This window comes from Streptomyces sp. NPDC001493, assembly GCF_053597235.1.
Genome location: NZ_JBSFHV010000011.1, coordinates 159,715 through 185,453, shown reverse-complemented (window position 1 = coordinate 185,453; position 25,739 = coordinate 159,715). Strand labels below are relative to the sequence as shown.

Genomic DNA, 25,739 nt, shown 5'->3' with positions numbered 1-25,739 from the left:
ACCTGGCTCAGTGATGCCTCATCATGTCCGCCTCGTCTGCGCGCCTCCCGCTCCGGCTGTCCGGTCGTCCGGCTGTCCGCCGTTCCAGGAATCCGCCGCAGCGCGCAGAGCTGCCGAAGCGGAGCTCACGATCGCCTCGCCATGTCCGAAGCAGGCGACTTCGGCGTCCAGCCGACTCAACTTCCGGAAGGATTCCAGCGCTCGGGCCCGGTCCATGTTGAACACGCCGACCATGGTCCTGCCTTCGACGTTCGCCACGGCGTCGCCCAGGAAGAGCACCCCGTAGGCAGGGAGATGGAACGCCGTACTGCCCGGGGTGTGACCCGGCGCAGCCACTGCGCGAGCCCCTCCACCGAAGGGGAGCACGTCGTGATCGCCGATCTCGTGGTCCACCGAAACCGGTGGCGCCGGTGGCAGCTTCGGAATGGTCTCGAACAGGGCGCGCTCCCACTCCGGGGCATCCGAGAAGACCGGCGGCGGAGCTGGTGACTCCCCACGCACCACCCGGGCGTCCAGGTGGTGCGCGTACACCTCGACCCCACCCCATGCGGCGATCTCGGCAGCACCACCGGCGTGATCTTCATGGAAGTGGGTGAGCACAACGCGCCGCAGATCTCCGGGCTTTGAGCCGATGCTCAAGATGGCGTCGGCTATCGCACCACCAGCCCCCGCCGCCCCCGAGTCGATCAACGTCAGCCCATCCGCGTCACGCCACAGATAGGCCTGTCCGACCTTGAAGCGGAGCAGATGCAGTTCCGGTAACAGCTCGACGATCTCCATGTACAGAACGTAGCCACCGCCGAAGCCGCGCAACCGTCGATTCGCCTTCAGCAGATCGCCGCGACCGGCGGCTGCCCAGGCACAGAGAATCGGAAAATAGCTTCGATTGCGGGCGGGCCGCATGCGTACGCTCCCAGCCGTCGACGACCGCATGCGAGGGAAGCCCGCAGCGTCCTTGGCCCGGCGAGGGAGTCCGCACCACCCGGCGGCCCGTTCGGGCCGCCGGGCGGTGTTTCAGTCGAGCACGGGGGCGTGCTCGTGCTTCCGGAGGTCTCGCACCGCCAGGACCGCGCCCCGGCTCTCGGCAAGCAGCGCCGTGAGCCCGAGCGGGACAGCGAGCCACCGCCACGCACTGTGGAAGGAGATGAGCACCCAGATCACCCAGGCGACCTGGAGCGCGCAGAGCGCCAGGTTGCCCAACAGGCGCAGCACCGGATGCGGTCTCCTGGAGAACACAGCCCCGAACCACGTCTTTTCCATGGCCCCACCCCTCACATTCGGCCCGGGTCAGCCCGGATGACGGCAGGCGTACCACAGCCCACCCCTCGTCAGGGTCCTCATTGGGGAAGCAGTCGGCGTCCGCCGCGCCCAGGAAAGAGTCTCTCGCCTGGCATTGACCAGGTCAGAGGGCGCCCGGCCGGTGCGACCGGAGGTGCGACCTCCGGGCACCCGACCAGCCCGACGACACGGCCCTCGCTGCGAGGCAGGCTCATCAGCCAGTACCGGTGGCGTGGGCAGGAGCACTCCGCATCCGTACGGATCTGACCCGTCTCCTGAGGGCCATCCCCGCACGCGCGGGGAGCACTGAGGTAGGTCCGCGGAGTGCGCACCGGGCCGGGGACCATCCCCGCACGCGCGGGGAGCACCGGCAGGGCCTGCTGCAGAACCTGTCGATCCTGGGACCATCCCCGCACGCGCGGGGAGCACTCTTCCTGACCTGCGGCTTTATCCGAGGGAAGCGCGGTTCTGGGCCAACTTCACCGACTCGGGCCATACGGACATTACCCCCATCCGTGCCCACGCCCCGTTTCAGGCAACCCAGTTCATCACGTCCCGCCCCACCGCGTCAGCCCACCTCGGCATGAACGCCCATACGCCGGACAGCGCCGAGCCCCCCGACTCGACGCTGCCCGGCGCCCCCCTGGCGCCCCCGGCGCGCAGTCCTCCGATATCCCGGCGCGCCACCCCAGGCGCCCCCCGACGCCCCACCCCTTGCGTCCCCGCGCCACCCACCCCCGGCGCCCCGGCACCCCCCTCCCGCGCCCGGGCCGTCCTGGGCGGGCACGCCCTCGGCAGCCAGCCCGCTAGCAGCCCCCCGGGTAGCCCCAAGTAGCCCCCCCAGCAACCTCAGCCCACGTCCACCATGTCCTTCGCGGCCGGCTTCTCCGCCACGACGGGCTTGTCGAAGTCGGAGAAGGTCATGGTCATCGGCTCGTCGCCGCCCGTGGAGCTGACCTGGAGGAGCTGTGGGTCGTTGCCGGTGGAGACCAGGATCGAGTAGGTCTCCTTGCCGTCCTTCTCGCTCAGGCGGAAGGCGGGAGCGCCCGCGTGGGTGGTCGGGCCCACCTTCTTCGCCTCCGTGTCGCCGTCCTCGAACTCCTTGAGGAGCGACTCCAGTTCGCAGAACTCGACCATGTCCTTGGTGTCCGGGTCCGAGGCCTTCTCGGCCATCCAGTGGTCGGCGACCATGTCCACCGCGGCCTGTATGTCGGCCTCGGACTCGCCCTCGGACTGTGCGCGCAGCATCGTCTCGTCGAGCTTCAGGTAGACGGTCTCGCCGATCTTGATGATCGACATCGAGCCCTGGTCGCCCATGTCCATGGAGCCGGTGCACGTGCCGCTGCCGATGCTGGTGGAGAACTGGGCCTTCATGGGGCCGTCGGCCGTCTTCATGTCGAGCGCGAGGTGCAAGGAGGTCGCCTTGCGGATGTTCTTGAGTGCCGCGTTGGCGACGTCGGGGCCCGACTTGTCCGCGAAGGGCTCGGCCGCCTTCGTCGCGTGCGATGACGACGAGGCCGTGCCGCCCTCCTCGGCGCCGCAGGCGGCCAGGGTGAGGACGGAGAGGGTGCAGACGGCGGCAGCGGCGGTACGCGCGACTCGGCGCATGGCTGTACTCCAGGAGAAGGAAGAAGAGGGGAGGCGGAACAGAGCGAAACGTCGCCCGGCACCGAACGGCACCGTCCGGCACCGCCCAGCACCGCCCAGCACCGCCCAGCACCGCACGGGCAGGCCGACAGCGCCCGAGCAGGCCGGACAGCGCCCGGACGGCGCCCGAACGGCAACGGAGGAACGGGACTTGGGCACCGGCGGCATTCACCGGTGCGGGCACAGCTCCATCACAGCAGAGACTGTGAACCGAGTCAACAACAGAATCCGTGAACACCAATCACGCTGCTGTGAATCGATCGGTGCGGCATGCGTCGGTATGCTCGCCTGCACAGCGCGGACGGTGGCGCGAACGGTGACGATTCGGACCAGGGAGAGAGCAAGTGCCGGAGAACGCCTCTGAGGTGACCGCCGCCGGGATCGCCCGTCTGGCCGGAGTCGGACGGGCCGCCGTCAGCAACTGGCGTCGGCGTCACGCGGATTTCCCCAAGCCGGTCGGCGGTACGGAGACCAGTCCGTCCTTCGCGCTCGCCGAGGTGGAGGAGTGGCTCCGAGGGCAGGGGAAGCTGGTCGAGGTGCCGCTCCGGGAGCGCGTGTGGCAGCAGCTCTCCGGGCATCCGGCCGGTACGGTCACGGCCCTGATCCACGTCGGCTGCGCCCTGTTGCTCGTATGCGACCGGCCCACCGCCTGGCTGGAGTTGGCGGCGGTCTCGGACGAGCGTGTCGCCCGTCTGCTGCCCGAGGCCCTGGCGCCCGTACTCGACGCCCGGTTCGGGCCCGAGGTCCCGGACGGACGTGAGGGGGGCGGATCGATGCGCGGTGCGACCCCCGCGCCGACCTCCGTACCGACCCCCGTACCGACCCCCGTACCGACCTCCGTACCGACCCCCGCGCCGACCTCCGTACCGACCCCCGGCCGGGCCGTCCAGGTGCCCGCGCCGGAGGTGCTGCTGCCGTCCGTACCGCTGCTGCGCGGTGCCGCCGCACTGGCGGCGGAGTCCGGGACGGGGCAGGCCTTCGAGTTCCTGTTCGGCCGCCAACTGGACGCCAATCCGCGGCAGTACACCCTCACCCCGCCCGGTCTGGCCGCACTCATGGCCGACCTCGCCGCCCCGGCCGAAGGCTCCGGCCGCCCGTCCCGGAAGGCGCCCGCTCCCGCCGTACTGGACCCCGCGTCCGGGACCGGGGCGCTGCTGCGCGCGGTGGCCCGGCCCGCCGCCCTGTACGCGCAGGAGGCCGACCCCGACCTCGCGGCGCTCACCGCTCTCCGCCTCGCCCTGGGGGCGGGCGGCGGTACGGACCCCGAGGGGCCGGAGCTCGCGGTGCGTACCGGCGACACCCTGCGCGCGGACGCCTTCCCGAAACTGGCGGCCGACGTGGTGCTCTGCCACCCGCCGTTCAACGAGCGCAACTGGGGCCACGACGAACTGGCCTACGACCCCCGGTGGGAGTACGGGTATCCGGCCCGCGCGGAGTCCGAACTCGCGTGGGTCCAGCACGCGTTGGCCCGTCTCCGACCCGGCGGGACCGCCGTGCTGCTGATGCCCCCGGCTGCCGCCTCCCGCCGCTCCGGCCGCCGTATCCGCGCCGACCTGCTGCGCCGGGGCGCGCTGCGGGCCGTCGTCGCGCTGCCCGCCGGGGCCGCCCCGCCGTACGGCATCCCGCTGCACCTGTGGGTCCTGCGCAAGCCGGACCACGGCGTGCAGCCCTCGCCCGAACTCCTCCTCGTGGACACCGCCGAGTCCCTCGACCCGGCGGCAGGGCCGGCCGGGGCGGCCGGTGGCATCGGCGGTCCGGCCGGGGGGCCCACGGGAAGTGGCCGCGAGCGGATGGACTGGCCGCTCGTCCGGCGTACGGTGCTCGACGCCTGGCGCGCCTTCGCCGCCACCGGACCCGGGCCCGAGGCCGTCCCCGGCGGCGTCTCCGCGCCGGGGCCGAGCCGGGCCGTGCCCGTCATCGATCTCCTCGACGACGAGGTCGACCTCACCCCCGCCCGCCACCTGCCCCGGCCCGCCACCGGCGGTGGGGCCGCCGAACTGGCCGACGTACGTGACCGGTTGACGGACGGGCTGCGGCTCACGCTCCGGCTGACCCCGCCGCCCGCCGACCTGACCGAGCCGGCGTCCCGGCCGTTCACCACCCTCGGCGAGCTCGCCCGCGCGGGCGCCCTCCGGCTCAGCTCCGGCGGCTCCGGCGGCCTCGGCGGCAACCCCGGCAGCGCCCCCGGCCCCGTCCTCACCGAGCACGACGTGCTCGGCAACACCCCGCCCAGCGGCCCCCCGGCCCCCGCGACCACCCCCGCGACCGCCACCGGAACCACCGGAACCGGGTCGGCCGGAACCACCGGGACCACCGGCTCCGCCGAGGAGGCCGTCGTCCTGCGCACCGGTGACGTTGTGGTCCCCGTGCTCGGCGGTGGCTCGGTCGTCCGGGTCGTGGACGAGGCGACCGCCGGGGCCGTGCTCGGCCGCAACCTCCAGCTGCTGCGCCCCGATCCGGCCGTCCTCGACCCCTGGTTCCTCGCCGGCTTCCTGCGCGGTACCGCCAACAACCGCCGCGCCAGCAGCCATGCGTCGACCGCCTCGCGGCTCGACGCCCGGCGCATCCGGCTGCCCCGGCTCCCGCTGGACGAACAGCGGCGGTACGGTGAGCAGTTCCGCGCCCTCGCCGCCTTCGAGGACGCACTGCGCACGGCGGGCCGACTCGGCGGACTGCTGGTCCAGGGCATGTACGACGGGCTCACGGACGGGACGGTCGCCCCGGAGTGAGCTGAGCCACATCGTTGTGCACAACCGGGGAACGGCTGTCCGCGTGGATGTATACGCTCGCACCACACATCCGCCCATCGCTTCCCGGGAGCGGCACATGCACGGCTACGGCTATCCGCCGGAGCTTCCCACGGCGCGCCCTTCCTCGGTGACGCTGACGGTCCTGCGCGTGGTCTTCGTGGCGCTGACCGTGCTGAGCTGTGGCTTCCTGGCCTGGACGGCGATGCTGCGGCTGGCCGTCGTGACCCGCCGTGCGCGCGACTGGACGCTGTTCGTCCTGTCCCTCGCGCTCACCGCCGGGCTCGTCGCCTACACGGCGGCCATCCCCGAGGACCAGGAGGACCTGACGGACGCCCAGGCGTTGTCCTTCCTCGGCTGGGTGCTGGCCCTCGTCGTCGGAGTCACCTGGTACTACCTCCACCAGGACATCCGCCACTTCGGGCCGGGCGGCCCGCGCGGGCCCCGCGTCGTCGCGGCCCCCGGCTACCCGCAGATCGGTCCCGTCGCCGGGTACGGCTACCCGAACGTCGCCGGCATCCACCAGGCCCCGCCCTACGGCGCCCCGCCCGTCCCGCACCACCCGCAGGGCATCCCCACCGCGCCCTACCAGCCCTCCCTGCCGCAGCAGCAACTCCCCGTACAACCGCAGCCGCAGCCCCAGCCCCAGCCTCAACTCCAGCCGCAGCCCCAGCCCCAGCCCACCCCGCCCCCCAAGCGCCCCGGCCCGCCCCAGCGGCTCGACCAGGTCCGTGCCGAGCTGGACGAGCTGAGCGACTACCTCCGCAAGGAGGGCGAGGGCCGGTGAGCGGTCGCGTCGTCGCCGGGCGGTACGCACTCGCGGCGATCCTCGGCCAGGGCGGCATGGGCCAGGTCTGGACGGCGTACGACCAGCGGCTCGACCGCCGGGTCGCGGTGAAGCTGCTGCGCCCCGACCGGATGGGCGTGCCCGGAGGCCCGGAGGAGGCCGACGAGCTGCGCCGCAGGTTCGCCCGGGAGTGCCGGGTGACCGCGCAGGTCGACCACCCCGGACTGGTCACCGTCCACGACGCCGGGGGCGACGGCGACGACCTCTTCCTCGTCATGCAGTACGTCGAGGGCTCCGACCTCGCCGACCACCTCGCCGAGCACGACCCCTACCCGTGGCCCTGGGCCGTCGCGGTCGCCGCCCAGCTCTGCGCGGTGCTCAGCGCCGTGCACGCGGTGCCGATCGTCCACCGCGACCTCAAGCCCCGCAACGTCATGGTCCGGCCCGACGGCACCGTCACCGTGCTCGACCTCGGCGTCGCCTCCGTGCTCGACACCGACACCACCCGGCTCACCCACACCGGCTCACCCATCGGCTCCCCGGCCTACATGGCGCCCGAGCAGGCGATGGGCGGCGCGGTCGGGCCGTACACCGACCTGTACGCACTCGGCGTGCTGCTGCACGAGCTGCTCAGCGGGGACGTGCCGTTCTCCGGGTCCACCGCGCTCGGCGTGCTCCACCGCCACCTCTACGAACCGCCGCTGCCGGTCCGTCACCTCCGCGCCGACGTGCCCGAGCAGCTGGAGGCCCTCGTCCTGCGGCTGCTCGCCAAGGACCCGCAGGCCCGCCCCGGTTCCGCGCAGGAGGTGTACGAGGCCCTCGCCCCGCTGCTCCCCGCGCGCGGGACACCCGGCGGACCGCTCGACCCGACCCGCCCGTTCCTCCGCCCGCACGCCCCCTGGCCCGACCGGGCGACCGCCCCGGCCCCCGCCCCGGTCACCGGCTTCGGCCCGCCGCCCGTACCCGCCGAACGCCCGGCATCCGGCCGGGCCGACGTGGCGCGCGCCGTCGACGACGTCAAGCGGCTCCTCGGCGAGGGCCGGATCACGCAGGCCGTCGACATCCTCGGTTCCATCCTGCCGACCGCCGCCGTCGAGCACGGCGAGCACTCGCCCGTCGTCCGTATCCTCCGCAAGCAGTACGCGGCGACGCTGATGGACGACGGCCAGTACCGCCGCGCCCTGCCCGAACTCCGCCGTCTCGCCGACGACCGCACCGCCGAGGCCGGACCCGGCGACCCGCAGACCCTCCAGTACCGCTACGACGCCGCCACCTGCCTGGAACAGCTGGGCGAGACGGCCGCCGCGCTCAACGAGTACCGCGCGGTCCTCCCCTACTACGAGAACGTCTACGGCCCCGTCGCGGGCGACCCCGGCCGGGCCTTCGACATCCGCCACCGCATCGGGCTGCTGCTGCTCGCGGTCGGCGACCACACCGCGGGACGCGCCCAGCTGCAGGCCCTGCTGTACGACACCGAGCGCACCTACGGCCCGCACCACCCGCTCCCCGCCGAGCTGCGCCGGCAGCTGACCCACCAGCGGGACGTACGCGGCGGCTGACCGCCCGGACCACACGCCCGAGCCGGCCACCCGTACACCGCCCGACGGCACCACATCCCCAACTCCTCCCGAATCGTTGGTCGAACCAGTGGCCCCCATGGCCACCACTGCCTAACATCGATCACCGCAAGGCTTTGTGCACTGATGCACAAACTCTCATCGGGAGGCTCCTTTGCACCGCCGTCGTCGCACCGCGCTCACCCTCTCCGCCGCGCTCCTCCTCTCCGCACCCGTCCTCACCGCCTGCGGTGGCGAGGCCCACCCCGGCGCCGCCGCGATCGTCGGAGGACAGCGGATCGAGGTCTCCACCCTCCAGGCCGACGTCGCCGAGGTCCGCGCCGCCCAGGAGAGTTCGCCGCAGTCCGCCCAGCTGGTGAAGGGGTCCGGCCAGCTCCCGCGCGCCGCGCTGCACCGGCTGATCTTCAGCCAGGTCCTCGACCGGGCGGCCGAGGACGCCGGGGTGACCGTCAGCCGCAAGGAGCTCCAGCAGGTGCACCAGGCGGCCGTCGCCCAGTACGGCGGCGAGGACGAGCTGGCCGCGACCCTCCTCCAGGAGCGCTGGATCTCCCCGGAGCAGATCGACGGCGACCTGCGCCAGGAGGTCCAGCTGCCGAAGCTGGCGGCGTCGCTCGGCGCGGACCTGCAGACCCAGGAGGGCACCCAGAAGGTGACGGCAGCCCTCACCAAGGCATCGAAGTCGCTGCACATCGACGTCAACCCGCGCTACGGAGCCTGGGACGACCAGCAGATCCGCCTCGGCACCTACCAGCCGGCCTGGCTCGCCAAGGCCACCGGAACCGACGCCGCCGCATCCGGCGGGGACGGTGCCGGAGCGGACGGCTCCGGGCAGCAGGAGACCGTCCCGGCGGGCTGACACACCGCCGGGGTAGGTTCGAAGGGTGAACGCTGAAGCACCCGGCCGGGTCGTCCTCCTCACCGCCAGCCACCGAGTCGCTCCCGGACTGCTGTCCTGGCCCGCCTGGCAGACGCTGCGCACCGCCGACCGCGTGCTGTGCGGCGCCCCCGACCACGTGCAGCTGCCGTATCTGCGCGAGGCGGGCGTCACCGTCGAGAACACCGAGCTGACCGCCGAGGAACTGGTCGACGCCTGCGTCGGCGACCGGACCGTGGTGGTGTTGGTCGGCGGCGAGGGCGACCAGCGGCTCACCGACGGACTCGCCCGCCTCGGCGGCTCCGGCCGGGTGCAGATGCCGGACCTGGAGCTGCTCCCCGGTTCGTACGACCTGCCGGGCGCCCGGCTCCTCGACCTCGTCCAGGTCATGGACCTGATCCGGCGGGAATGCCCGTGGACCTCGCGGATGACCCACCGGGGCCTCGCGAAGTACGCCATCGAGGAGACGTACGAGCTCGTCGAGGCGATCGAGGACGGCGACCGCGACGAACTCCGCGAGGAGCTCGGGGACGTCCTGCTCCAGGTCGTCTTCCACGCGCGGATCGCCGAGGAGGACGAGGACGCCCCCTTCTCCGTCGACGACGTGGCGGGCGGGCTGGTGGAGAAGCTGATCCGCCGCCACCCGCACATCTTCGGCGACGCGACCGCCGAGACCCCCGACGACGTCCACGCGCACTGGCTGCGCACCAAAGCGGTCGAGAAGCGACGCGACTCGGTCACCGAGGGCATCCCGCTCGGTCAGCCCGCGCTGGCCCTCGCGGCGAAGCTCGGCAGCCGGGTCCGCGGGTCGGACCTGGACGTCGCCCCGCCCGCCGGCGACACCCTCGGCTACGAGCTGCTCGCCCTCGCCGTCCGCGCCGAGGCCGAGGGCGTCGACCCCGAAGCCGCCCTGCGCGCGGCGGCCCGCGCCTACCGCGACGCGATCCTCGCGGCGGAGGGCATCGGCGCCCCGGACACCGTCGATGAGTGACCGGCCGGCGAACGACGACAGCACCGCGGACCGCGAACCCGGTCCCGCCCCCGCCGGATGCCCCGCGCACCGCGCCCCCGCCGCCCCCGAACTCTTCACCTGGGAGTTCGCCACCGACCCGTACCCGGCGTACGCCTGGCTCCGGGAGCACAGCCCGGTGCACCGCACCACGCTGCCCAGCGGGGTCGAAGCCTGGCTGGTCACCCGGTACGCGGACGCGCGGCAGGCGCTCGCCGACAACCGGCTCTCCAAGAACCCGGTCCACCACGCCGGGTCGGCGCACGCCAAGGGGAAGACCGGGATCCCCGGGGAGCGCAAGGCCGAGCTGATGACCCATCTGCTCAACATCGACCCGCCCGACCACACCCGGCTGCGCCGGCTCGTGTCGAAGGCGTTCACCCCGCGCCGGGTCGCGGAGTTCGCGCCCCGCGTGCAGGAGCTGACGGACCGGCTCATCGACCGGTTCGTGGCCGCGGGCACCGCCGACCTCATCCACGACTTCGCGTTCCCGCTCCCCATCTACGCCATCTGCGACCTGCTCGGGGTCCCCGAGGAGGACCAGGACGACTTCCGGGACTGGGCGGGGATGATGATCCGCCACGGCGGCGGTCCGCGCGGCGGGGTGGCGCGTTCGGTGAAGCGGATGCGCGCCTACCTCGCCGAACTCATCCACCGCAAGCGGGAGAACCCGGGCGACGACCTGATCTCCGAGCTCATCCGGACCAGCGACCACGGCGAGCACCTCACGGAGAACGAGGCCGCCGCGATGGCTTTCATCCTGCTCTTCGCGGGGTTCGAAACCACCGTCAACCTCATCGGCAACGGCACCTACTCCCTCCTCCGTCACCCCGGGGAACGCGCCCGGCTGGAAGCGTCCCTGGCGGCGGGGGAGGAGGAGCTGCTCGCCACCGGCATCGAGGAGCTGCTCCGCTTCGACGGCCCGGTGGAGCTGGCCACCTGGCGGTACGCCACCGAACCGCTGACCATCGGCGACGAGGAGATCGCGGCAGGCGACCCGGTGCTCGTGGTGCTCGCGGCGGCCGACCGCGACCCCGCGCGCTTCGAGGACCCCGACACGCTCGACCTCGCGCGGCGTGACAATCAGCACCTCGGCTACGGCCACGGCATCCACTACTGCGTGGGTGCGCCGCTCGCCCGACTGGAGGGCCGGACCGCCCTCGCGACCCTGCTGAGGCGCCTTCCTGACCTGCGTCTTGCGGGAGAAACAGCCGATTTGCGGTGGCGTGGCGGGCTCATCATGCGTGGACTGCGCACTCTTCCGGTGGAGTTCACGCCGGGACCGGCGCCCGACAGAAGTGACGCTCCGTCAACACTGTGATGTTCACGTGATCTGCGAGGGATCGACTTGTGACACACGTTCGAGTCCCGCTAGGTTCACGGTTCGACGCATCAGTTCACCCGTCAGTCACACGGAAGGCACTCCCATGGGCTCCGCGAACGGCAGACACCGCCGCCCTCGCCAGGCACCCGCCATCGTCGTCGCAGCCGGCGTGACAGGCTCCGCCCTGGCGATTCCGCTCCTCGCCGCGGGCAGCGCCGGCGCCGCGGACGCGACCACCTGGGACAAGGTCGCCGAATGCGAGAGCGGCGGCACCTGGAGCGCCGACTTCGGCAACGGCTACTACGGCGGACTGCAGTTCTCCCAGGAGACCTGGGCGGCCTACGGCGGTACGGACTACGCGCAGCGCGCGGACCTCGCCAGCCGCACCCAGCAGATAGCCGTGGCCGAGAAGGTGCTCGACGCCAAGGGCCCGCAGGCGTGGCCCGGGTGCGCGGTCATCTCCGGTCTCGCGCCCGCGGGCTCGCTCATCGGCGTCGACCCGGGCTCCGTCTCCGCCGCGGACGCGGGCGCCTCGGCCGGCACGATCCCGGACGCGGACGGCGCACCCGTCTCCACCGGCACCACGGGGTCGACGGACACCTCGGGCTCGACCGGTACCTCCGGCGCGACGGACTCGACCGGCTCGACCGGCTCGACCGGGAGCAGCGCCACGCCGAGCCCCGACGCCTCCGTCACCCCCTCGCCCTCCGGCTCGGCCACCCCGGGCAGCACCACGCCCGGCAAGAGCGGGGCGAAGGGCGGCGCGACAGCCGGTACGACGGACGGCGCGACGGACGCGGCGACCGGTGACACCGCGACGGGCGGCAAGCACCGCGGCACGCCCGACCCGGACGAGGCCGCCGCCGACGCCTCGCGCGAGACCGGCCGGCACGCCTCGCGCGGCGACAGCGACGCGCGCGACGACGCGGCGCTCGCGACGGACGGGACGTACACGGTCCAGTCCGGCGACAACCTCTGGGCGATCGCCGACGCGCAGCACCTGACGGACGGCTGGACCGAGCTCTACCAGGCCAACGAGGACGTGATCGGCTCGAACCCCGACCTGATCCTGCCCGGCCAGGAGCTCGACCTGTCCACGCAGACGGCCACCGGAACCACGTCGACCGCTTCCACGGCGACCGGGACCGCTTCCGACACGCCGGAGACCGTTCCCGACACGGCGGAGACCGCTCCCGCCAACTGATCAAACTCGGGAAAAACGCCCGAAAAGAGGGGCAGTTAGGGGGCCTATGTCCACTTTTGCGAAAGTGAGACATGGGTCTCTTCGCTGTTTCGGCGTGTCGTGGTCACAGGGGTTCGCAGATGTCCGCTTTGACCTGCGGAAACGGTTATTCAGGCATGGCCAGTAAGGTCTGATTGTCTGATATGTCCATCATTGAATGTGGGGGTTCCCTCTGTTTACGGTCAGAGCCGCTCGCACCGCGGGCCCCGTCGACCGTCACGCCGAATCCTGCCGTCGGTCGAAGGGAACAGACGCGAAAGCGCCGTAGGCAGGAGCGGGGGACCCAGGTAAGCCGCCGGAATCGGACGGCCCGTCGGAAACGACGGGCGGGCCGGGACCAGCTAGGGGTGAAGCCACACGCAAGGACGTGTGGCCGGGCAACTCATTGGCCCGAACCCGACAGCTCACCTCGTAGGCGTCGGTGAGGAGATCTTCCATGCTGCTGTCCAGCAAGGGTAAGCACCGCCGCTCGTCCAAGGCCGTCCGTGTGGCCACGCTCGCCGGCGTCGCCGGTGCCGCCATCGCCCTCCCGCTGATGGGCGCCACCAACGCCTCCGCCGCCTCCGTCTCCACCTGGGACGCCGTCGCCCAGTGCGAGTCCGGTGGCAACTGGTCCATCAACACCGGCAACGGCTACTACGGTGGCCTCCAGTTCTCGCAGTCCAGCTGGGCCGCCGCCGGCGGTACGAAGTACGCCCCCCGCGCCGACCTGGCCACCAAGGAGCAGCAGATCGCCACCGCCGAGGTGCTGCTCGACATGCAGGGTCCGAGCGCCTGGTCCTGCGCCGGCGCCGGCGGCCTCACCAACGACGGTGTGGACCCGGGCGTCGACACGGGCTCCTCCTCCGCGAGCACCGACACCTCCGCGAGCACCGGCTCCACCTCGACCGGCGGCAGCGCCTCCACGTCGACGCCGGACCGTTCCACCGACTCGCAGACCGCCTCCCGCAGCGAGGACCGCCCCGCCGCCGAGAAGTCCGAGACCGTCACCACGCCGACCGGCGACAAGGTCGAGAAGGGCGACGGCGAGTACAAGGTCGTCGCCGGCGACACCCTCAGCACCATCGCCGAGAAGCAGGGCGTCAAGGGCGGCTGGCAGAAGCTGTTCAAGCTGAACCACGACATCGTCGACGACGCCGACCTCATCTTCCCGGGTCAGCAGCTCCACCTGAAGTAGTCACGAACCTCTCCTCCCCGGAACGGGGGTGTCCGGCGGCACCCCTTTCCCACTCCCTGGCCCGGCGCGCACTCCCCCCGCACGCCGGGCCAGGGCCTTTTCCCGGAGCGTCCGGCCGTGGGCCGGGTCCGGGGGAGGGGAAGAAGAAGCATCCTTTCCCGGGCGTACGGCAGGCCGCCGTACGCCGTATCGCCACACGTTATGTTCCGTACGGAAACAATGTGTAGGCTCGCCGTGTCACTGGACGGACGGTCGGCTGGCCGATGTCCTGTGTCCGGTTAGGCTCTAGTCGCAAGGCTCAAGAGCCCCGCACAGTCAGCGTCACATCCCAGAAGGAGATGCTCGTGCCGTCCATCGACGTCGTCGTAGCCCGGGAAATCCTCGACTCGAGGGGTAACCCCACGGTCGAGGTCGAAGTTGGTCTCGACGACGGCAGCACGGGCCGTGCTGCCGTTCCGTCCGGCGCATCCACCGGCGCGTTCGAGGCCGTCGAGCTTCGCGACGGTGACCCCAAGCGTTACCTGGGCAAGGGTGTCGAGAAGGCCGTCCTCGCCGTCATCGAGCAGATCGGCCCGGAGCTCGTCGGCTACGACGCCACCGAGCAGCGCCTGATCGACCAGGCGATGTGCGACCTGGACGCCACGGAGAACAAGGGCTCGCTCGGCGCCAACGCCATCCTCGGCGTCTCGCTGGCCGTCGCCCACGCCGCCTCCGAGGCTGCCGACCTCCCGCTCTTCCGCTACCTCGGCGGCCCGAACGCGCACCTGCTGCCCGTTCCGATGATGAACATCCTGAACGGTGGGTCGCACGCCGACTCCAACGTCGACATCCAGGAGTTCATGATCGCCCCGATCGGCGCGGAGTCCTTCTCCGAGGCCCTTCGCTGGGGTGCCGAGACGTACCACACGCTGAAGAAGGTCCTGAAGACCAAGGGCCTCTCCACCGGTCTCGGCGACGAGGGCGGCTTCGCCCCGAACCTCGAGTCCAACCGCGCCGCCCTCGACCTCATCGTCGAGGCCATCAAGGAGGCCGGCTTCGTCCCCGGCCGCGACATCGCGCTCGCGCTCGACGTCGCCGCGTCCGAGTTCTACAAGGACGGCAAGTACGAGTTCGAGGGCAAGTCCCGCTCGGCCGCCGAGATGACCGAGTACTACGAGGAGCTCGTCTCCGCGTACCCGCTGGTCTCCATCGAGGACCCGCTGTACGAGGACGACTGGGCCGGCTGGAAGGTCATCACCGACAAGCTCGGCACCAAGGTGCAGATCGTCGGCGACGACCTCTTCGTGACCAACCCCGAGCGCCTCGCCCGCGGCATCGAGGAGGGCTCGGCCAACGCCCTGCTCGTCAAGGTCAACCAGATCGGTTCGCTGACCGAGACCCTGGACGCCGTCGAGCTCGCCCAGCGCAACGGCTTCAAGTGCATGATGTCCCACCGTTCCGGTGAGACCGAGGACGTCACCATCGCCGACCTCGCCGTCGCCGTGAACTGCGGCCAGATCAAGACCGGCGCCCCGGCCCGCTCGGACCGCGTCGCCAAGTACAACCAGCTGCTGCGCATCGAGGAGATCCTCGACGACGCCGCGGTGTACGCCGGCCGCTCGGCGTTCCCCCGCTTCAAGGGCTGATCCACTGCCCGTGAGGGCACCAGCCTCCGTCCGTCCCCGCACTCGGTCCCGTACCGTGTGCGGGGACGGACGTGCGTGACGGGGAGGCATGAACATGGCCGTGAAGGACCGCGACCGGTTCTCCACCGCGACCAGGCTGCGGCTGCTCGGTGAGCAGACGGCGGCCCGCGTCTACCGCTCCCAGAACCGCCGCCAGGCCCACCGCTCCCGGCTCACCGGCCGCGCCGCGTTCCTGGCGCTCATCGTCTGCACCCTGATCGTGGCGCTGGCGTATCCCATGCGGCAGTACGTCTCCCAGCGCGAGGAGATCGCCGACCAGGAGCGGACGCTCCAGGACGCCGGGAAGCGCGCCGAGGAGCTGCGGGACGAGAAGGCCCGCCTCCAGGACGACGCGTACATCCGCCGCCTCGCCCGCGAACACCTCCACTACGTCCTCCCCGGCGAGACCGGCTACACCGTCGTCGACCCGGACGCGGCGGGCGACGATCGGGGCGAACCCGGCGCCGGCGGCCGGCCCTGGCACTCCAACCTCTGGGACGGCGTGGACAGCGCGGACGGCTCCGGAAGCGACTCCGACGATTCCTCCGACAGCTCCTCCCACGGCGGCTGAGCCACGCCCCGCCCGGCCGGGCACACCGGTCCGCCAGGCACACTGGTCCGAGCAAGAACCGCGCCTTCCGGCGTACCCCGCGGCGCACCGCACCCCACAGCAGCACCTCCGAGCAGAACCAAGGCAGGCATGGACACGCCCCCTCCGCAGACCGAATCCACTCCGCCCACCGACGCGGACATCGCCGCGTTCGAGCAGCAGCTCGGACGGCCGCCGCGCGGGCTGCGCGCCATCGCGCACCGCTGCCCCTGCGGCAACCCGGACGTGGTGGAGACCCAGCCCCGTCTTGAGGACGGCACGCCGTTCCCGACGACGTACTACCTGACGTGCCCGCGCGCCGCCTCCGCGATCGGCACGCTGGAGGCGAACGGCGTCATGAAGGAGATGACCGAGCGCCTGGGCACCGACCCGGAGCTGGCCGCCTCCTACCGTGCCGCGCACGAGGACTACATCGCCCGCCGCGACGCCATCGAGGTCCTGGAGGGCTTCCCCAGCGCCGGCGGCATGCCGGACCGGGTGAAGTGCCTGCACGTCCTCGTCGGCCACTCGCTGGCCGCCGGACCCGGCGTGAACCCGCTCGGCGACGAGGCCATCGCCATGCTCCCCGAGTGGTGGGCCAAGGGCCCCTGTGTGACGCCGTGCACGCCCGACCAGCCGGCCGAGGAGTCCGCGTGACCACCACCCGGGTCGCGGCCGTCGACTGCGGCACCAACTCCATCCGGCTGCTCGTCGCCGACATCGACCCGGCCACCGGCGGCTTCACCGAGCTGGATCGCCGGATGCGGATCGTCCGCCTCGGCCAGGACGTCGACCGCACCGGCCGCCTCGCCCCCGAGGCCCTGGAACGTACGTTCGCCGCCTGCCGCGAGTACGCCGGGGCCATCGAGGAGCTGGGTGCCGAGAAGATCCGCTTCGTCGCCACCTCCGCCTCCCGCGACGCCGAGAACAGCGCCGACTTCGTCCGGGGCGTCCACGAGATCCTCGGCGTCGAGCCCGAGGTGATCACCGGCGACCAGGAGGCCCAGCTCTCCTTCGACGGCGCCACCAAGGAACTCCACGGCAACAGCGGCCACGGCTTCGCCTCCCCGTACCTCGTGGTGGACATCGGCGGCGGCTCCACCGAGTTCGTCCTCGGCGACGACACCGTCCGCGCGGCCCGCTCGGTCGACATCGGCTGCGTCCGGATGACCGAGCGCCACCTCGTCCAGGACGGCGCGAAGATCGACCCGCCGACCGAGGCCCGGATCGCCGCGATCCGCGCCGACATCGACGCGGCCCTCGACCTCGCCGCCGAGACCGTCCCGCTCACCGAGGCCACCACCCTCGTCGGCCTCGCCGGCACGGTCACCACGATCGCCGCCATCGCGCTGGACCTCAAGGAGTACGACTCCGAGGCCATCCACCACTCCCGGATCTCCCTCGCCCGCGTGGAGGAGATCACCACCCGCCTGCTCGCCTCCACCCACGCCGAACGCGCCGCGATCCCCGCGATGCACCCCGGCCGGGTCGACGTCATCGCCTCCGGCGCCCTGATCCTCCAGGCCCTGATGCGCCGCACGGGGGCCCAGGAAATCGTGGTCAGCGAGCACGACATCCTGGACGGTATTGCTCTTGGAGTGGCACTCGACAGTTAGTGCAGGTCGGAGCAGGTAAAACGCGAAAGCGGGCCACCCCGGGAACGTTCCAGGGGTGGCCCGCTCGTGCTGTCGGGCGCTACGTCGGCGGTGTGTGGCACGGGCAGGCGCACCCCAGCCGCTCGCACATGGTGTAAGCCGGCCGCGCCTTCAGCAGGTCCGCGCCGCGACAGAGGGCGCTCGTGGGCGGAGCCGAACGAACTGGGATGAAGCCCGGTACCCCACGGTGACGCTGCATCTGCTGGGGGCCGCAGTACAAGGTGTCCACCTGCAAGATCACGGGCAGGGTGTTGGGGGTGGTGCTGGTCTGTGGTGCCGCTACTCGGTGGGGAGCGGGCGGGCGCGTGCGTAGCCACGAATCCACGCCCCGGCGAGCAGTGACGTACGCGGGTACGGGCAGGCGGTCGGCGGGTCACCGCGGCGCCCGGCCGCGGCTCCCTCGCCAACCGCTCGCGTGATGTCTTCGCGTGTGCCCACTGCCTCACCTCTTGTTCTGGTGCGCGCCCTCATTGATCCGGGCGCCTTCCGCCCACCGTTGCGCGGTGCCGGTCGCCTGCTCGATGAACTCAGCTTGCGTCAACCTGCCGTGCTGCGCCCACCATTCGCGTAGCTCGTCGCTGGCGCGGGCGCGGAGAACAACGTCATGGGGTCGATGCCGTCAATCTGCGCCTTCTTGTTCAGCAGGTACCCGCGGCAGGCGTCCTCGGCGGCGAGGTACTGGCGGTAGACGTACTCGGTGTACATCTCGCGCGCGGCGGCGCGGGTGACCTTCTCGACCGGCGCGGTACCGGCCCGCGCTTCGGCGGCCTTGACGGCTGCGGCCAACTCGTCGGCGAACTTGGCGTCATGGGCGAGGGCTCCCCACTCTTCCACAGGCGGAAGCGGGTCAAGGGCTTCGTCCAGCGCGGCGCGGTCGGCCAACAGGTTGGCCACGGCGTCCCCGGTCGCGGCGACGGCCGGCAGGGGATCGGGGGGATACCGGCGGTCCAGTTCGGCCGCGATCCAGGCGTGGTCAGCGTCATCGAGCGAGGCGGCCCGCATCGCGGTGCCCATCTCGTCCTCGGTCATCTCGCGCATCGTGCCGGCGTCGCCGGACCGGACCCGGGCAGCCTGTACGTACGGACTGCTCGGCGCGGCCTGCTGCGTGGGGAGGTTGGACGCTCCGGGCTGCTCGAGGGCACGGAGCCTGCGGAGATCCGGGTTCGCGGCAAGGTGGTCGCGCATGGCGGTCTGCCACTGCCGGACCTTTGCGTTCGCGGCGGTTCGGGCCTCCGACGTCGTCGCCGCGGCAGCGCGGTTCTTGAACTGCCTGATCTTCCGCTCGATCGCCCGTTGCCGTTGCCCGGCTTCGTAACCCTCGGGGTCGGAGCCGCCATGCGCGGGCGGGCGGGTGATGCCCGGCGTGTAAGCGGCCACGCTGTGCCGGCAGTTGGGGTGCTGGAGTCCCGCGCGGCGCGCCTCGTCCAGCGACCCGGCAACGCGCACGGGGACCTGCTCGCCGTCGCGGGTCGCGTGCTCGACCTCGATGGTTCGCGCTCCATCCGGACCGCTGATCGTCAGAACCTTGGATTCCCACGGCCGGCACTTCGGACACTCGCGCGGCGCGGTACTGACGGTCACCAGCTGCACGCCGGCGGTTTGCAGGGTGCGCATGTGGCCTTCCGCCGCGGCGCGCGCCACGCCCGTACGGACGGCCATCTCTGCGTACGAGGTGAGCTTCCACCGGCGGCCGGCGCGGTCCACGAACGAGGTGATCCCCTCGTCCGCCCATCGCTGCATGGCTGCCTGCGTGGCCTGGCGACGGGTGGCCGTGCCGAGGATCGGAAGCGCGGCCACCTGCGAGACGATCGCCCGGAAGCGGTCCACGATCGTGCGCAGAATGCTGCGGTGGGTGTCGGTGACGCGCTCTACGGTCTGCTCGGCGAGACGGTCAACAGCCTGCGCCTGCGGGGTGATCTCGTCCACGAGCCGCCGCGCATCGTCGTCCAGCGCGCCCAGCTCGGCGACGCCGGCGCGGTGCCCGATGTTGTACGCCTCCGCCGTCACCTCGATCACTTCGAGCGTCACGGCCTGCCCAAGCTGGTCCACCACACCTTGCGCGCCCCGGCGGAGCGCGGAGACGGCGGAGAGTTTCCGCTCGGCCCACTGGGGCGAGTCGTACCCGCCCTCCAGCTGCCGGGCGATGACGCCGAGTAGGCGCTCCTCGGCGGCGGCGTGTAGGTCCCGCGTGCCGGCGGCGAGGTCTTCGACCATGCCGGGATGGATGGCCACCCGTAGACACCCCCTACGTTGCCGATCGCACTGGGAATTCACCCCGCTGGGTGATGACCGGATCGCGCCCACGCGCCTAACCTGAAAAGGCATCAATGTCATTGGTGGCGTCGATCGCTCCTCAGGAGGGGTGGTCGCCGCGCACGAGGGCCATCCAAGAGGTGGTTCTCCTGTGCGGCGTCCGCCGTTCAGTATCTGAGGAGTAGAAATGGGAATTCGAGATACATGGTCGCGGCTAACAGGTCGCCGATGTTGTTCTGAAAGTGATGCGAGTTCGGGAGGTGTGTCTCATGCGCGGGAAGGAACCCTAGCTGGGCATTCCAGTTCCACATTTGGTAGAAGGGCGAGAACGGCAATCGTTGGTGCCACTCTTATTTTTGGCCTCGTAAGAGGTGGTGGCGGTGCTTTGATTGTGCTTCAAGATTTGCACGATCGAGGCGGAATTTGCGCTTTTTCAATCGCCCGTGAATTCAACTACATCGATGAAATTTGTGTAAAGGCCGATAAAAAGATGGACGCCTCGGCCTTGCAATAGGTAAATGGTTCGTGCTCTGGCCTGATCAACCAGGCCACGGACGGCAGGCGGCCCAGTCTGATCAACTGGGCCGCCTTTCCTATGTTGCGAGCGGGTACGTGTCGCCCGGATCGGGCGCGCCCGCGCCGGTCTCCGCAAGGATGGCAGCTACCTCGGCCTGAACGGCGTCGTCGTCCCAGCTGGGGTTGAGAATCTTGACCCTCGTTGCGGTGCTGACGGCCCCGGCGCGCGCGAGGAGTTCGAGCGTCGTTGCTTGCTGCTGCTCGCTCTCTGCGACCCCGGTTCCGAAGTCCACGCGGGGCCGGTCCGGGGTGATCTTCGCCCCGAACAGGTGATGGTCAAGCAGCAGTCCCACGTGCAGCTGCTCGGCCAACGGGTGCTTCCAGTGCCCGGCCTTCTGCTTACGGGTGACGGTCGAGCGCGCGTCCCGGGAGTCGGACTCGGTGGCGGTGATCGGTTGCCCGTTGCCGTCCAGGCCGAAGCTCTGCGCCGAGTATCCCGCGCTCTGTGCGGCCTGCCGGGTGATCGCCTCGGTGGTGCGCTGGTGCTCCTCAACCCTGATCAGAAACTGGTTCAGGGTGATGCCGTTGCCGGTCTCGTTCGGCGGCATGTTGAGCTGGGACCACACCTCGCGGTCGTCGTCGAAGGTGGCGCCGCGCCCGGGGCCGTCGTCGCGGAGGTAGCCGGACGGCACGATGAGCCGCGCGCGGGCAAGGCGGATGTCACGCATCCAACTGGTCCACGTCTCATCGAGTGCGCCGAACATGTCGTAAATGGGGTCCGCAAAGTCGCTTCGGCCGACCGGCGAGGAGCGGTGGAGCCGGTGAGGCAGCAGGTTCGGCACGTACGACGCGGTGAGGCGAGGTATGCCGGTGGTGATGGTCTGACCGTCGCCGTCACGGTCGAGCGAGGCGGCGAGGTCTGCCGTATCAGGGGCTCGGTGAGCGGGACCGGCCGGCCGACGTTCTGCGGGGTGCCCTCGTACAGGGCGTGGCGGATGTAGCCGACCTCGTGGCGCTCGAAGTGCCGGTGAACGATCTGGTCACCGAGACTGGTCAGCTCGCGCCAGAACGTGACCGCGCGCAGGCGGCTGTAGCGTCCTGGAGGCGAGCAGCCCTGGGTGCGGTTCTTCTCTCGGGCACGGCTCGATTCGATGACCGTAGCCACATATGCGCGGCTCAGGCATCCCGACCTTGCCATGGTGAGCGCCGGTGCTCTCGCTGCGCTCACACCGGACGACTTGAAGGTCCGCGCCGTGATTCTGGGCGATGTGGCGACGGCGTACGTCGTGCAGGGAGAATTCGAGCGTGGTGCGGAGGTCGCGAGAGAGGCACTTACGGTGACTCGGCAGGCCGAGGCGACACTGGGGCGTCAGCGACTCCATTCTCTCGTCGCGCAGTTGCCCGCGCACAATGGTGTCGCTGAGCAACTGCGCGGCGAGTTGGCCGTGGCGCTCGCCTGAATTGCCATGTTCGGCGTCGTGTGCCCAACTGCGGGCGGCCTCAGCCGGTCGTTTCCGCGCTCAGCCACGCGAGGTAGGCGTCGCTTCCCGCAGTGATGGGTGTGGCGATGATCTCCGGAGTGTCGTAGTCGTGAACCGCCTTGATCAGCGTGGCGAGTTCGTCGAAACGGGCGGCTGTCGTCTTGTAGAGCACTCGCCACTCGGCATCGATTTCAATCTTTCCCTCCCAGCGGTAGACGCTCTTGATCGGTCCGTCGATCTGGGCGCATGCGGCGAGACGCATCTCCACCGCCTTCGTAGCGAGGTGCTGGGCCTTGTCCTCGGTGTCGGTCGTGGTGAGTACGGCGAGGTAGTCGGCCACGGTTCCCCCTCTGGGCTCGGGTGTGTGGCGACCGTATCGCAAGGAGAAGAGCCCACGACGTGCGATCGGCGCCGGATGTGCGGGACGGCTCGCTCGATGAGTGTTCTTGTGCTCCTAGCTCCGGGTCGGCAGAGGGCTTTCGACCCCGTGCCTTCAGAGGTGGTGTGGACATCCGACCATGCCGTCGGCGGCTTGGGCTCCAGCCGGTGGAGGCTGCCGACTGGGCCTCGAACTCCGTCAGTGCCGCCCGGCCTGTACGCGGCGCGTCATGAGCCCAAGTCGCGGCGCGGGGCATCCGGATTAAATCGGCGACCCCTTGACGTAGATCATCGCGGTTTCCATGCTGGATTCATGCCGTCCGAGGTCGGTCCGCAGGCTCGTCGCGAGCGGGTCGCGGCACGCAGATCGTGCGTGCCGCGCCGTGGCCGGGCCAACTGTCCTGGTTCGCGCTGACATTTCAAAGTCCTTAGCGACAGCGGGCGTTGAGCGCGTGTGCCGACGCTCCGTCAGTCGTGGCTGCCGTGCGCACGTGACGTGCGGAGGCGGTCGTTCCTGCCTCCGTGCCCGACCGGGCGCTGTGCCGCCATGCGGGCCCGCGCTCCCGCGCATGACACTCGTACGCCGAAGGAGAGCTGACCGATGACCAGCCACGAGAACCGACCGCCCGTCGGCCGCCGGGCCCTGCTGGCCGGTGCCGCCGGACTGGGTGCGGCGGTGACCCTGCCCGTACAGGCGGCGCACGCCGCGCCCGCCACGCAAGCCGCGCCCGCTGCCCGTCCCGCCGCGTCCGCGAAGCCCGCGCCGGAGGCGTCCGGTGTCCGGCCGCGCGGGCGGTACCCCGCGAACTGGCCCGACCCCACCGCCTACGGCACCGCCGACACCCGTGAGGACCTCTGGCCGAGGGAGGACAACTCCTTCGTGCTGCCACTGGAGTTGCGCCCGCGCGACGAGGAGCTCGGGCGGGTCTGGATGCGCGACGCGTACGTCAACTGCTTCGAGGTCGACGGCCGCCCGCTCTACGTCGCCACAGGCACCACGCGGGTGCCGGGGCTCGACATCGCCGGGCCGTGGAACGACGGCATCTTCGTGTGGACGGCGCGCGACCTCAAGGGGCCCTGGAAGCTGGCGGACACGACCGGTGTCCGGCCCGGCGCGGAGAAGGGCAAGGTGTGGTCGCCCGAGTTCGTGGACGAGAACCGGCCCGGCCGCACGGTCGTCGCCCCCTGGCAGGAGTACTGGTACGACAGCCAGTTCGGCAAGCGCGGCGAGGCGTGGGCGCCCGAGGTGCACCGCTTCCGGGGCAAGTGGTACATCGTCGCGTGCATGGGCGACCACTCCAAGAAGGTCGGCTCGTTCCTGCTCGTCAGCGAGGGCGGCGTCGAGGGCCCGTACCGGCTGATCGAGGGAAACCTCGACAAGCCGTTCGGGGACTCCTTCATCGGCGGCCCCGCGTTCATCGCGCCCGGCGCGTACCACCACATCGACGGCAGCCTGTACTCCGAGGGCGACGACGCCTGGCTGGTGCTGCACAACAACCTGTACGCCAAGTTCCGCGACGACATGGAGGACATCGTCCCCGCGACGGGCCTCCCGGCGTTCCGCCAGACGCCCTACACGCCCGAGCCGTACCTCGAAGGCGCGTACGTGTTCAAGTACGGCGGGAAGTACTACCTCCTCCAGGCGGCCTGGGACCGGACCTCGGTCAACGCCGACGGCACCACCCGCCAGGGCTACGACACCGCCGCGGCCGGACGGGTCCAGTACCAGTACGACGCCGTCGCCGCCGTCTCCGACACCTTCGAGGGTCCGTACTCGCAGCGCTGGACCGTCGGCGTCGGGGCCGGTCACAACAACTTCTTCGAGGACCACCGCGGGCAGCTGTGGGCGACCTTCTTCCGCAACCCGAACGTCGGCTACTGGTCCAACGCCTCCCGCCTCGCCGACGCCGCCGTACCCGGGGTCGTCCAGGTGGAGTGGACCGGCCCGAAGGGCAACCGGCTGTACGTCCGGCGCCGCGACTGAGGAGGGCGCGGGCGGGGAGGGTGCGGCCGAGGAGGGAGCGCGGTCCGTAAGCCGGAGACACCCCGCCTGCGGACGGAAGACCCGTGAAAGGCACCCGTGGGCCGGAGCCTGCGGGGTCCTCGCGTCGGTGAGCTCCGGCTTGACGGCCTATTCCCGGTAGTCCCAGGGGTTGAGGAGACGCGCGCCTGATCGAGCCGGTCGCTCCGAGGCGGGCATCCGCTCGATGCCTGCCTCGATCTCCGCGATGGTGATGACGCTGAGCTGGAGGGACGGGGAGGGAACCGAGCGGGCCCAGGCGACAACGGCTGGTGCGGGTCTCGGCCGGGTGGTGAGCTCGGCGACGACATTGGTGTCGAGCAGGTGGATCACTCGCTGCCCGCCGCATCGTCGTACGACCGCTGTCCGAACTCCAGGCCTTCGAACGGGGTTGTCGTGAGCCGGTCGAGAAAGCTGTCGCGGCCCAGGGTCGCCCACCGGTGAAGTATGCCGGGCAAGGCATCGATGTCGGTGTCGGCCAGCTCGGCATCGAAATGGACGAGCTGATGTTCGGGCAGAGACTCCCGGATCTCTCGGATCGTCCGCAGAGGATGGGGCTCCTCAGGTCCGCGCGGCGGGAGAGGCAGATTCGGGGCAGTGCTCATGATCGGCTCCTCCACGTTGCGGTTCACGGACGCGTGCCTCGTCACACCCTAGAGGGGACCGCTCAGGCCGTCCGAGAATGATGTGAATCGCACTCTTACGGACCCTCTGTGCGTGAACACGGACTGCCGCACTCAGCGCTTCCCGTCCCCGTCCTTGTCTCCGCCGTCCTCGCCCTCGTCGCCCTCCTCCGCCGCCCCCGAGTGGTCCCCGAGCACGTCCGTCAGCAGCTCGGCCACGGTAGTGGTGGGGTCGACCCCGGACAGCACCGCCTCCATGTCGAGGACATCGGCCGCCTCCTCCAGGGCCTCGAAGTCCGCGATCGGCACCACGGCGGCCACCGGGGTGCCGTCGCGCGTGATCACCGTGGGTTCGCCCTGTTCGGCGTGGTCGATGGGGGCGGCGGGGTCCGCGCAGGCCTCCCGGACCGTCACGGTTCTCCTTCTGGTCATATGTCCAGTGTGTGCGCACCTGGGCCGGGTCCGCGCGTCCGGCTGCCGGCCCGCCTCGCGGCCGGGCCGGTGACCTCGTCCGGGACCCTCCCGGCGCGCAACCTCACCTCCCGGGATTCGTGTGCTCACATGCGGCCCGGCCTGCACTTCTGATGCTTCACTGGGGTGTCCCGGCGGGTGGCGAGGGGGCTCGCGGGGGGTGTTCGGGAGGGCGTCGCGGCCAAGTTCGTGAAGTTCTTCACAAGGAATTCGGTCCGCACGGGCCAAGTTCTTCGCCCGCAGGGGTTCGAATGGGCCTGTGCGTACGTTTTGTGCGCTACGCGCGGGTGTCCCCCGCGTGGCGCGCGCGGGTTGGACGGAGGGGGCGAAAAGGGGCGCCGGGGGCGGTCGTCCCAGGGTCAAGGGCCAGCTCACAGGCGGTGAACAACGTTCGCCGCGAGGCTGTGGTTCCCCTTGTTGACCATG

At 71.1% G+C, this 25,739-nt stretch carries 24 protein-coding genes and 1 riboswitch; of the genes, 14 read left to right on the top strand and 10 right to left on the bottom strand.

The features are described from left to right. Positions 1 to 21: 21 nt before the first annotated feature. The 3 genes from ACWCWD_RS17875 to ACWCWD_RS17865 all read right to left on the bottom strand — a co-directional run bounded on the left by ACWCWD_RS17875 (position 22) and on the right by ACWCWD_RS17865 (position 2,886). On the bottom strand, positions 22 to 780 hold the full coding sequence (locus ACWCWD_RS17875; protein ID WP_450773832.1) for an MBL fold metallo-hydrolase: 759 nt from the start codon (positions 778 to 780) through the stop codon (positions 22 to 24). Positions 781 to 1,014: 234 nt separating this feature from the next. Then, a complete protein-coding gene (locus ACWCWD_RS17870) occupies positions 1,015 to 1,260 on the bottom strand; it encodes a hypothetical protein (RefSeq protein ID WP_450773756.1) in 246 nt (81 codons plus the stop codon). Positions 1,261 to 2,127: 867 nt separating this feature from the next. Then, positions 2,128 to 2,886 carry a hypothetical protein gene (locus ACWCWD_RS17865; RefSeq protein WP_450773755.1) on the bottom strand — a complete coding sequence of 253 codons (759 nt, stop codon included), beginning with the start codon at positions 2,884 to 2,886 and terminating at the stop codon, positions 2,128 to 2,130. A gap of 383 nt (positions 2,887 to 3,269) precedes the next feature. Here ACWCWD_RS17865 and ACWCWD_RS17860 point away from each other — a divergent pair, with 383 nt between their 5' ends. The 12 genes from ACWCWD_RS17860 (at position 3,270) to ACWCWD_RS17805 (ending at position 17,532) form a co-directional block, all read left to right on the top strand. Then, entirely contained in the window at positions 3,270 to 5,654 is a 2,385-nt protein-coding gene (locus ACWCWD_RS17860; protein ID WP_450773754.1) for an N-6 DNA methylase, read from the top strand. Between the two features lie 43 nt (positions 5,655 to 5,697). Beyond that, positions 5,698 to 6,459 (top strand): hypothetical protein, encoded by a 762-nt coding sequence (locus ACWCWD_RS17855; protein WP_450773753.1) that lies wholly within the window; start codon positions 5,698 to 5,700, stop codon positions 6,457 to 6,459. After that, positions 6,456 to 8,018 (top strand): protein kinase domain-containing protein, encoded by a 1,563-nt coding sequence (locus tag ACWCWD_RS17850; RefSeq protein ID WP_450773752.1) that lies wholly within the window; start codon positions 6,456 to 6,458, stop codon positions 8,016 to 8,018. Before ACWCWD_RS17855 ends, ACWCWD_RS17850 begins: the two co-directional genes overlap by 4 nt. Positions 8,019 to 8,190: 172 nt before the next feature. Continuing rightward, on the top strand, positions 8,191 to 8,892 hold the full coding sequence (locus ACWCWD_RS17845) for a SurA N-terminal domain-containing protein (protein WP_450773751.1): 702 nt from the start codon (positions 8,191 to 8,193) through the stop codon (positions 8,890 to 8,892). A 25-nt stretch (positions 8,893 to 8,917) separates the two neighbouring features. Next, positions 8,918 to 9,901 (top strand): nucleoside triphosphate pyrophosphohydrolase, encoded by a 984-nt coding sequence (locus ACWCWD_RS17840; RefSeq protein ID WP_450773750.1) that lies wholly within the window; start codon positions 8,918 to 8,920, stop codon positions 9,899 to 9,901. Then, on the top strand, positions 9,894 to 11,240 hold the full coding sequence (locus ACWCWD_RS17835; RefSeq protein ID WP_450773749.1) for a cytochrome P450 family protein: 1,347 nt from the start codon (positions 9,894 to 9,896) through the stop codon (positions 11,238 to 11,240). The genes ACWCWD_RS17840 and ACWCWD_RS17835 overlap by 8 nt, the downstream gene beginning before the upstream one ends. A gap of 106 nt (positions 11,241 to 11,346) precedes the next feature. Next, positions 11,347 to 12,447 carry a transglycosylase family protein gene (locus ACWCWD_RS17830; protein WP_450773748.1) on the top strand — a complete coding sequence of 367 codons (1,101 nt, stop codon included), beginning with the start codon at positions 11,347 to 11,349 and terminating at the stop codon, positions 12,445 to 12,447. 289 nt (positions 12,448 to 12,736) lie between these two features. Then, positions 12,737 to 12,919, top strand: a riboswitch (cyclic di-AMP (ydaO/yuaA leader). A gap of 3 nt (positions 12,920 to 12,922) precedes the next feature. Further along, positions 12,923 to 13,663, top strand: a complete 741-nt coding sequence (locus ACWCWD_RS17825) for a transglycosylase family protein (protein WP_450773747.1) — start codon at positions 12,923 to 12,925, stop codon at positions 13,661 to 13,663. Positions 13,664 to 14,001: 338 nt separating this feature from the next. Beyond that, complete coding sequence (gene eno, locus ACWCWD_RS17820; protein ID WP_266708104.1) at positions 14,002 to 15,288, top strand: phosphopyruvate hydratase; 1,287 nt, start codon at positions 14,002 to 14,004, stop codon at positions 15,286 to 15,288. Between the two features lie 94 nt (positions 15,289 to 15,382). After that, positions 15,383 to 15,898, top strand: coding sequence for an FtsB family cell division protein (locus tag ACWCWD_RS17815; RefSeq protein ID WP_450773831.1), 516 nt, complete (start codon positions 15,383 to 15,385; stop codon positions 15,896 to 15,898). A 129-nt stretch (positions 15,899 to 16,027) separates the two neighbouring features. Further along, the gene (locus tag ACWCWD_RS17810; RefSeq protein ID WP_450773746.1) at positions 16,028 to 16,573 is read left to right on the top strand and encodes a DUF501 domain-containing protein; all 546 of its coding nucleotides are present in this window, start codon (positions 16,028 to 16,030) and stop codon (positions 16,571 to 16,573) included. Next, positions 16,570 to 17,532, top strand: coding sequence for a Ppx/GppA phosphatase family protein (locus ACWCWD_RS17805; protein WP_450773745.1), 963 nt, complete (start codon positions 16,570 to 16,572; stop codon positions 17,530 to 17,532). The genes ACWCWD_RS17810 and ACWCWD_RS17805 overlap by 4 nt, the downstream gene beginning before the upstream one ends. Positions 17,533 to 17,850: 318 nt before the next feature. Here ACWCWD_RS17805 and ACWCWD_RS17800 read toward each other — a convergent pair whose 3' ends face one another. From ACWCWD_RS17800 to ACWCWD_RS17790, 3 genes are all read right to left on the bottom strand, one after another. Further along, positions 17,851 to 18,042 (bottom strand): Rmf/CrpP fold protein, encoded by a 192-nt coding sequence (locus tag ACWCWD_RS17800; protein ID WP_450773744.1) that lies wholly within the window; start codon positions 18,040 to 18,042, stop codon positions 17,851 to 17,853. A 66-nt stretch (positions 18,043 to 18,108) separates the two neighbouring features. Beyond that, positions 18,109 to 19,875: a phage minor capsid protein gene (locus ACWCWD_RS17795; protein WP_450773743.1), complete on the bottom strand. Its 1,767-nt coding sequence runs from the start codon at positions 19,873 to 19,875 to the stop codon at positions 18,109 to 18,111. Between the two features lie 542 nt (positions 19,876 to 20,417). Further along, positions 20,418 to 21,182, bottom strand: a complete 765-nt coding sequence (locus ACWCWD_RS17790) for a hypothetical protein (protein WP_450773742.1) — start codon at positions 21,180 to 21,182, stop codon at positions 20,418 to 20,420. 309 nt (positions 21,183 to 21,491) lie between these two features. On the opposite strand from ACWCWD_RS17790, the gene ACWCWD_RS17785 reads away from it, so the two are divergent. Next, positions 21,492 to 21,800, top strand: a complete 309-nt coding sequence (locus tag ACWCWD_RS17785) for a hypothetical protein (protein ID WP_450773741.1) — start codon at positions 21,492 to 21,494, stop codon at positions 21,798 to 21,800. 40 nt (positions 21,801 to 21,840) lie between these two features. Here ACWCWD_RS17785 and cutA read toward each other — a convergent pair whose 3' ends face one another. After that, a complete protein-coding gene (gene cutA, locus ACWCWD_RS17780) occupies positions 21,841 to 22,161 on the bottom strand; it encodes a divalent-cation tolerance protein CutA (RefSeq protein WP_450773740.1) in 321 nt (106 codons plus the stop codon). 639 nt (positions 22,162 to 22,800) lie between these two features. Here cutA and ACWCWD_RS17775 point away from each other — a divergent pair. Beyond that, positions 22,801 to 24,183, top strand: coding sequence for a family 43 glycosylhydrolase (locus tag ACWCWD_RS17775; protein WP_450773739.1), 1,383 nt, complete (start codon positions 22,801 to 22,803; stop codon positions 24,181 to 24,183). A 147-nt stretch (positions 24,184 to 24,330) separates the two neighbouring features. Here ACWCWD_RS17775 and ACWCWD_RS17770 read toward each other — a convergent pair whose 3' ends face one another. The 3 genes from ACWCWD_RS17770 to ACWCWD_RS17760 all read right to left on the bottom strand — a co-directional run bounded on the left by ACWCWD_RS17770 (position 24,331) and on the right by ACWCWD_RS17760 (position 25,274). Further along, positions 24,331 to 24,552, bottom strand: coding sequence for a hypothetical protein (locus ACWCWD_RS17770; RefSeq protein ID WP_450773738.1), 222 nt, complete (start codon positions 24,550 to 24,552; stop codon positions 24,331 to 24,333). After that, entirely contained in the window at positions 24,549 to 24,824 is a 276-nt protein-coding gene (locus tag ACWCWD_RS17765; protein WP_450773737.1) for a hypothetical protein, read from the bottom strand. Before ACWCWD_RS17765 ends, ACWCWD_RS17770 begins: the two co-directional genes overlap by 4 nt. Positions 24,825 to 24,956: 132 nt before the next feature. After that, positions 24,957 to 25,274, bottom strand: coding sequence for a type II toxin-antitoxin system Phd/YefM family antitoxin (locus ACWCWD_RS17760; protein WP_450773736.1), 318 nt, complete (start codon positions 25,272 to 25,274; stop codon positions 24,957 to 24,959). Positions 25,275 to 25,739 lie beyond the last annotated feature (465 nt).

What these genes read in the sequence shown, in the direction of transcription:
- ACWCWD_RS17830 (WP_450773748.1), top strand. Translation starts at nt 11,347, where the DNA reads ATGGGCTCCGCGAACGGCAGACACCGCCGCCCTCGCCAGGCACCCGCC.
- ACWCWD_RS17835 (WP_450773749.1), top strand. Translation starts at nt 9,894, where the DNA reads ATGAGTGACCGGCCGGCGAACGACGACAGCACCGCGGACCGCGAACCC.
- eno (WP_266708104.1), top strand. Translation starts at nt 14,002, where the DNA reads ATGCTCGTGCCGTCCATCGACGTCGTCGTAGCCCGGGAAATCCTCGAC.
- ACWCWD_RS17775 (WP_450773739.1), top strand. Translation starts at nt 22,801, where the DNA reads ATGACCAGCCACGAGAACCGACCGCCCGTCGGCCGCCGGGCCCTGCTG.
- ACWCWD_RS17760 (WP_450773736.1), bottom strand. Translation starts at nt 25,274, where the DNA reads ATGACCAGAAGGAGAACCGTGACGGTCCGGGAGGCCTGCGCGGACCCC.
- ACWCWD_RS17825 (WP_450773747.1), top strand. Translation starts at nt 12,923, where the DNA reads ATGCTGCTGTCCAGCAAGGGTAAGCACCGCCGCTCGTCCAAGGCCGTC.
- ACWCWD_RS17765 (WP_450773737.1), bottom strand. Translation starts at nt 24,824, where the DNA reads ATGAGCACTGCCCCGAATCTGCCTCTCCCGCCGCGCGGACCTGAGGAG.
- ACWCWD_RS17865 (WP_450773755.1), bottom strand. Translation starts at nt 2,886, where the DNA reads ATGCGCCGAGTCGCGCGTACCGCCGCTGCCGCCGTCTGCACCCTCTCC.
- ACWCWD_RS17875 (WP_450773832.1), bottom strand. Translation starts at nt 780, where the DNA reads ATGGAGATCGTCGAGCTGTTACCGGAACTGCATCTGCTCCGCTTCAAG.
- ACWCWD_RS17800 (WP_450773744.1), bottom strand. Translation starts at nt 18,042, where the DNA reads ATGAGGGCGCGCACCAGAACAAGAGGTGAGGCAGTGGGCACACGCGAA.
- ACWCWD_RS17785 (WP_450773741.1), top strand. Translation starts at nt 21,492, where the DNA reads ATGACCGTAGCCACATATGCGCGGCTCAGGCATCCCGACCTTGCCATG.
- ACWCWD_RS17870 (WP_450773756.1), bottom strand. Translation starts at nt 1,260, where the DNA reads ATGGAAAAGACGTGGTTCGGGGCTGTGTTCTCCAGGAGACCGCATCCG.
- ACWCWD_RS17810 (WP_450773746.1), top strand. Translation starts at nt 16,028, where the DNA reads ATGGACACGCCCCCTCCGCAGACCGAATCCACTCCGCCCACCGACGCG.
- ACWCWD_RS17815 (WP_450773831.1), top strand. Translation starts at nt 15,383, where the DNA reads ATGGCCGTGAAGGACCGCGACCGGTTCTCCACCGCGACCAGGCTGCGG.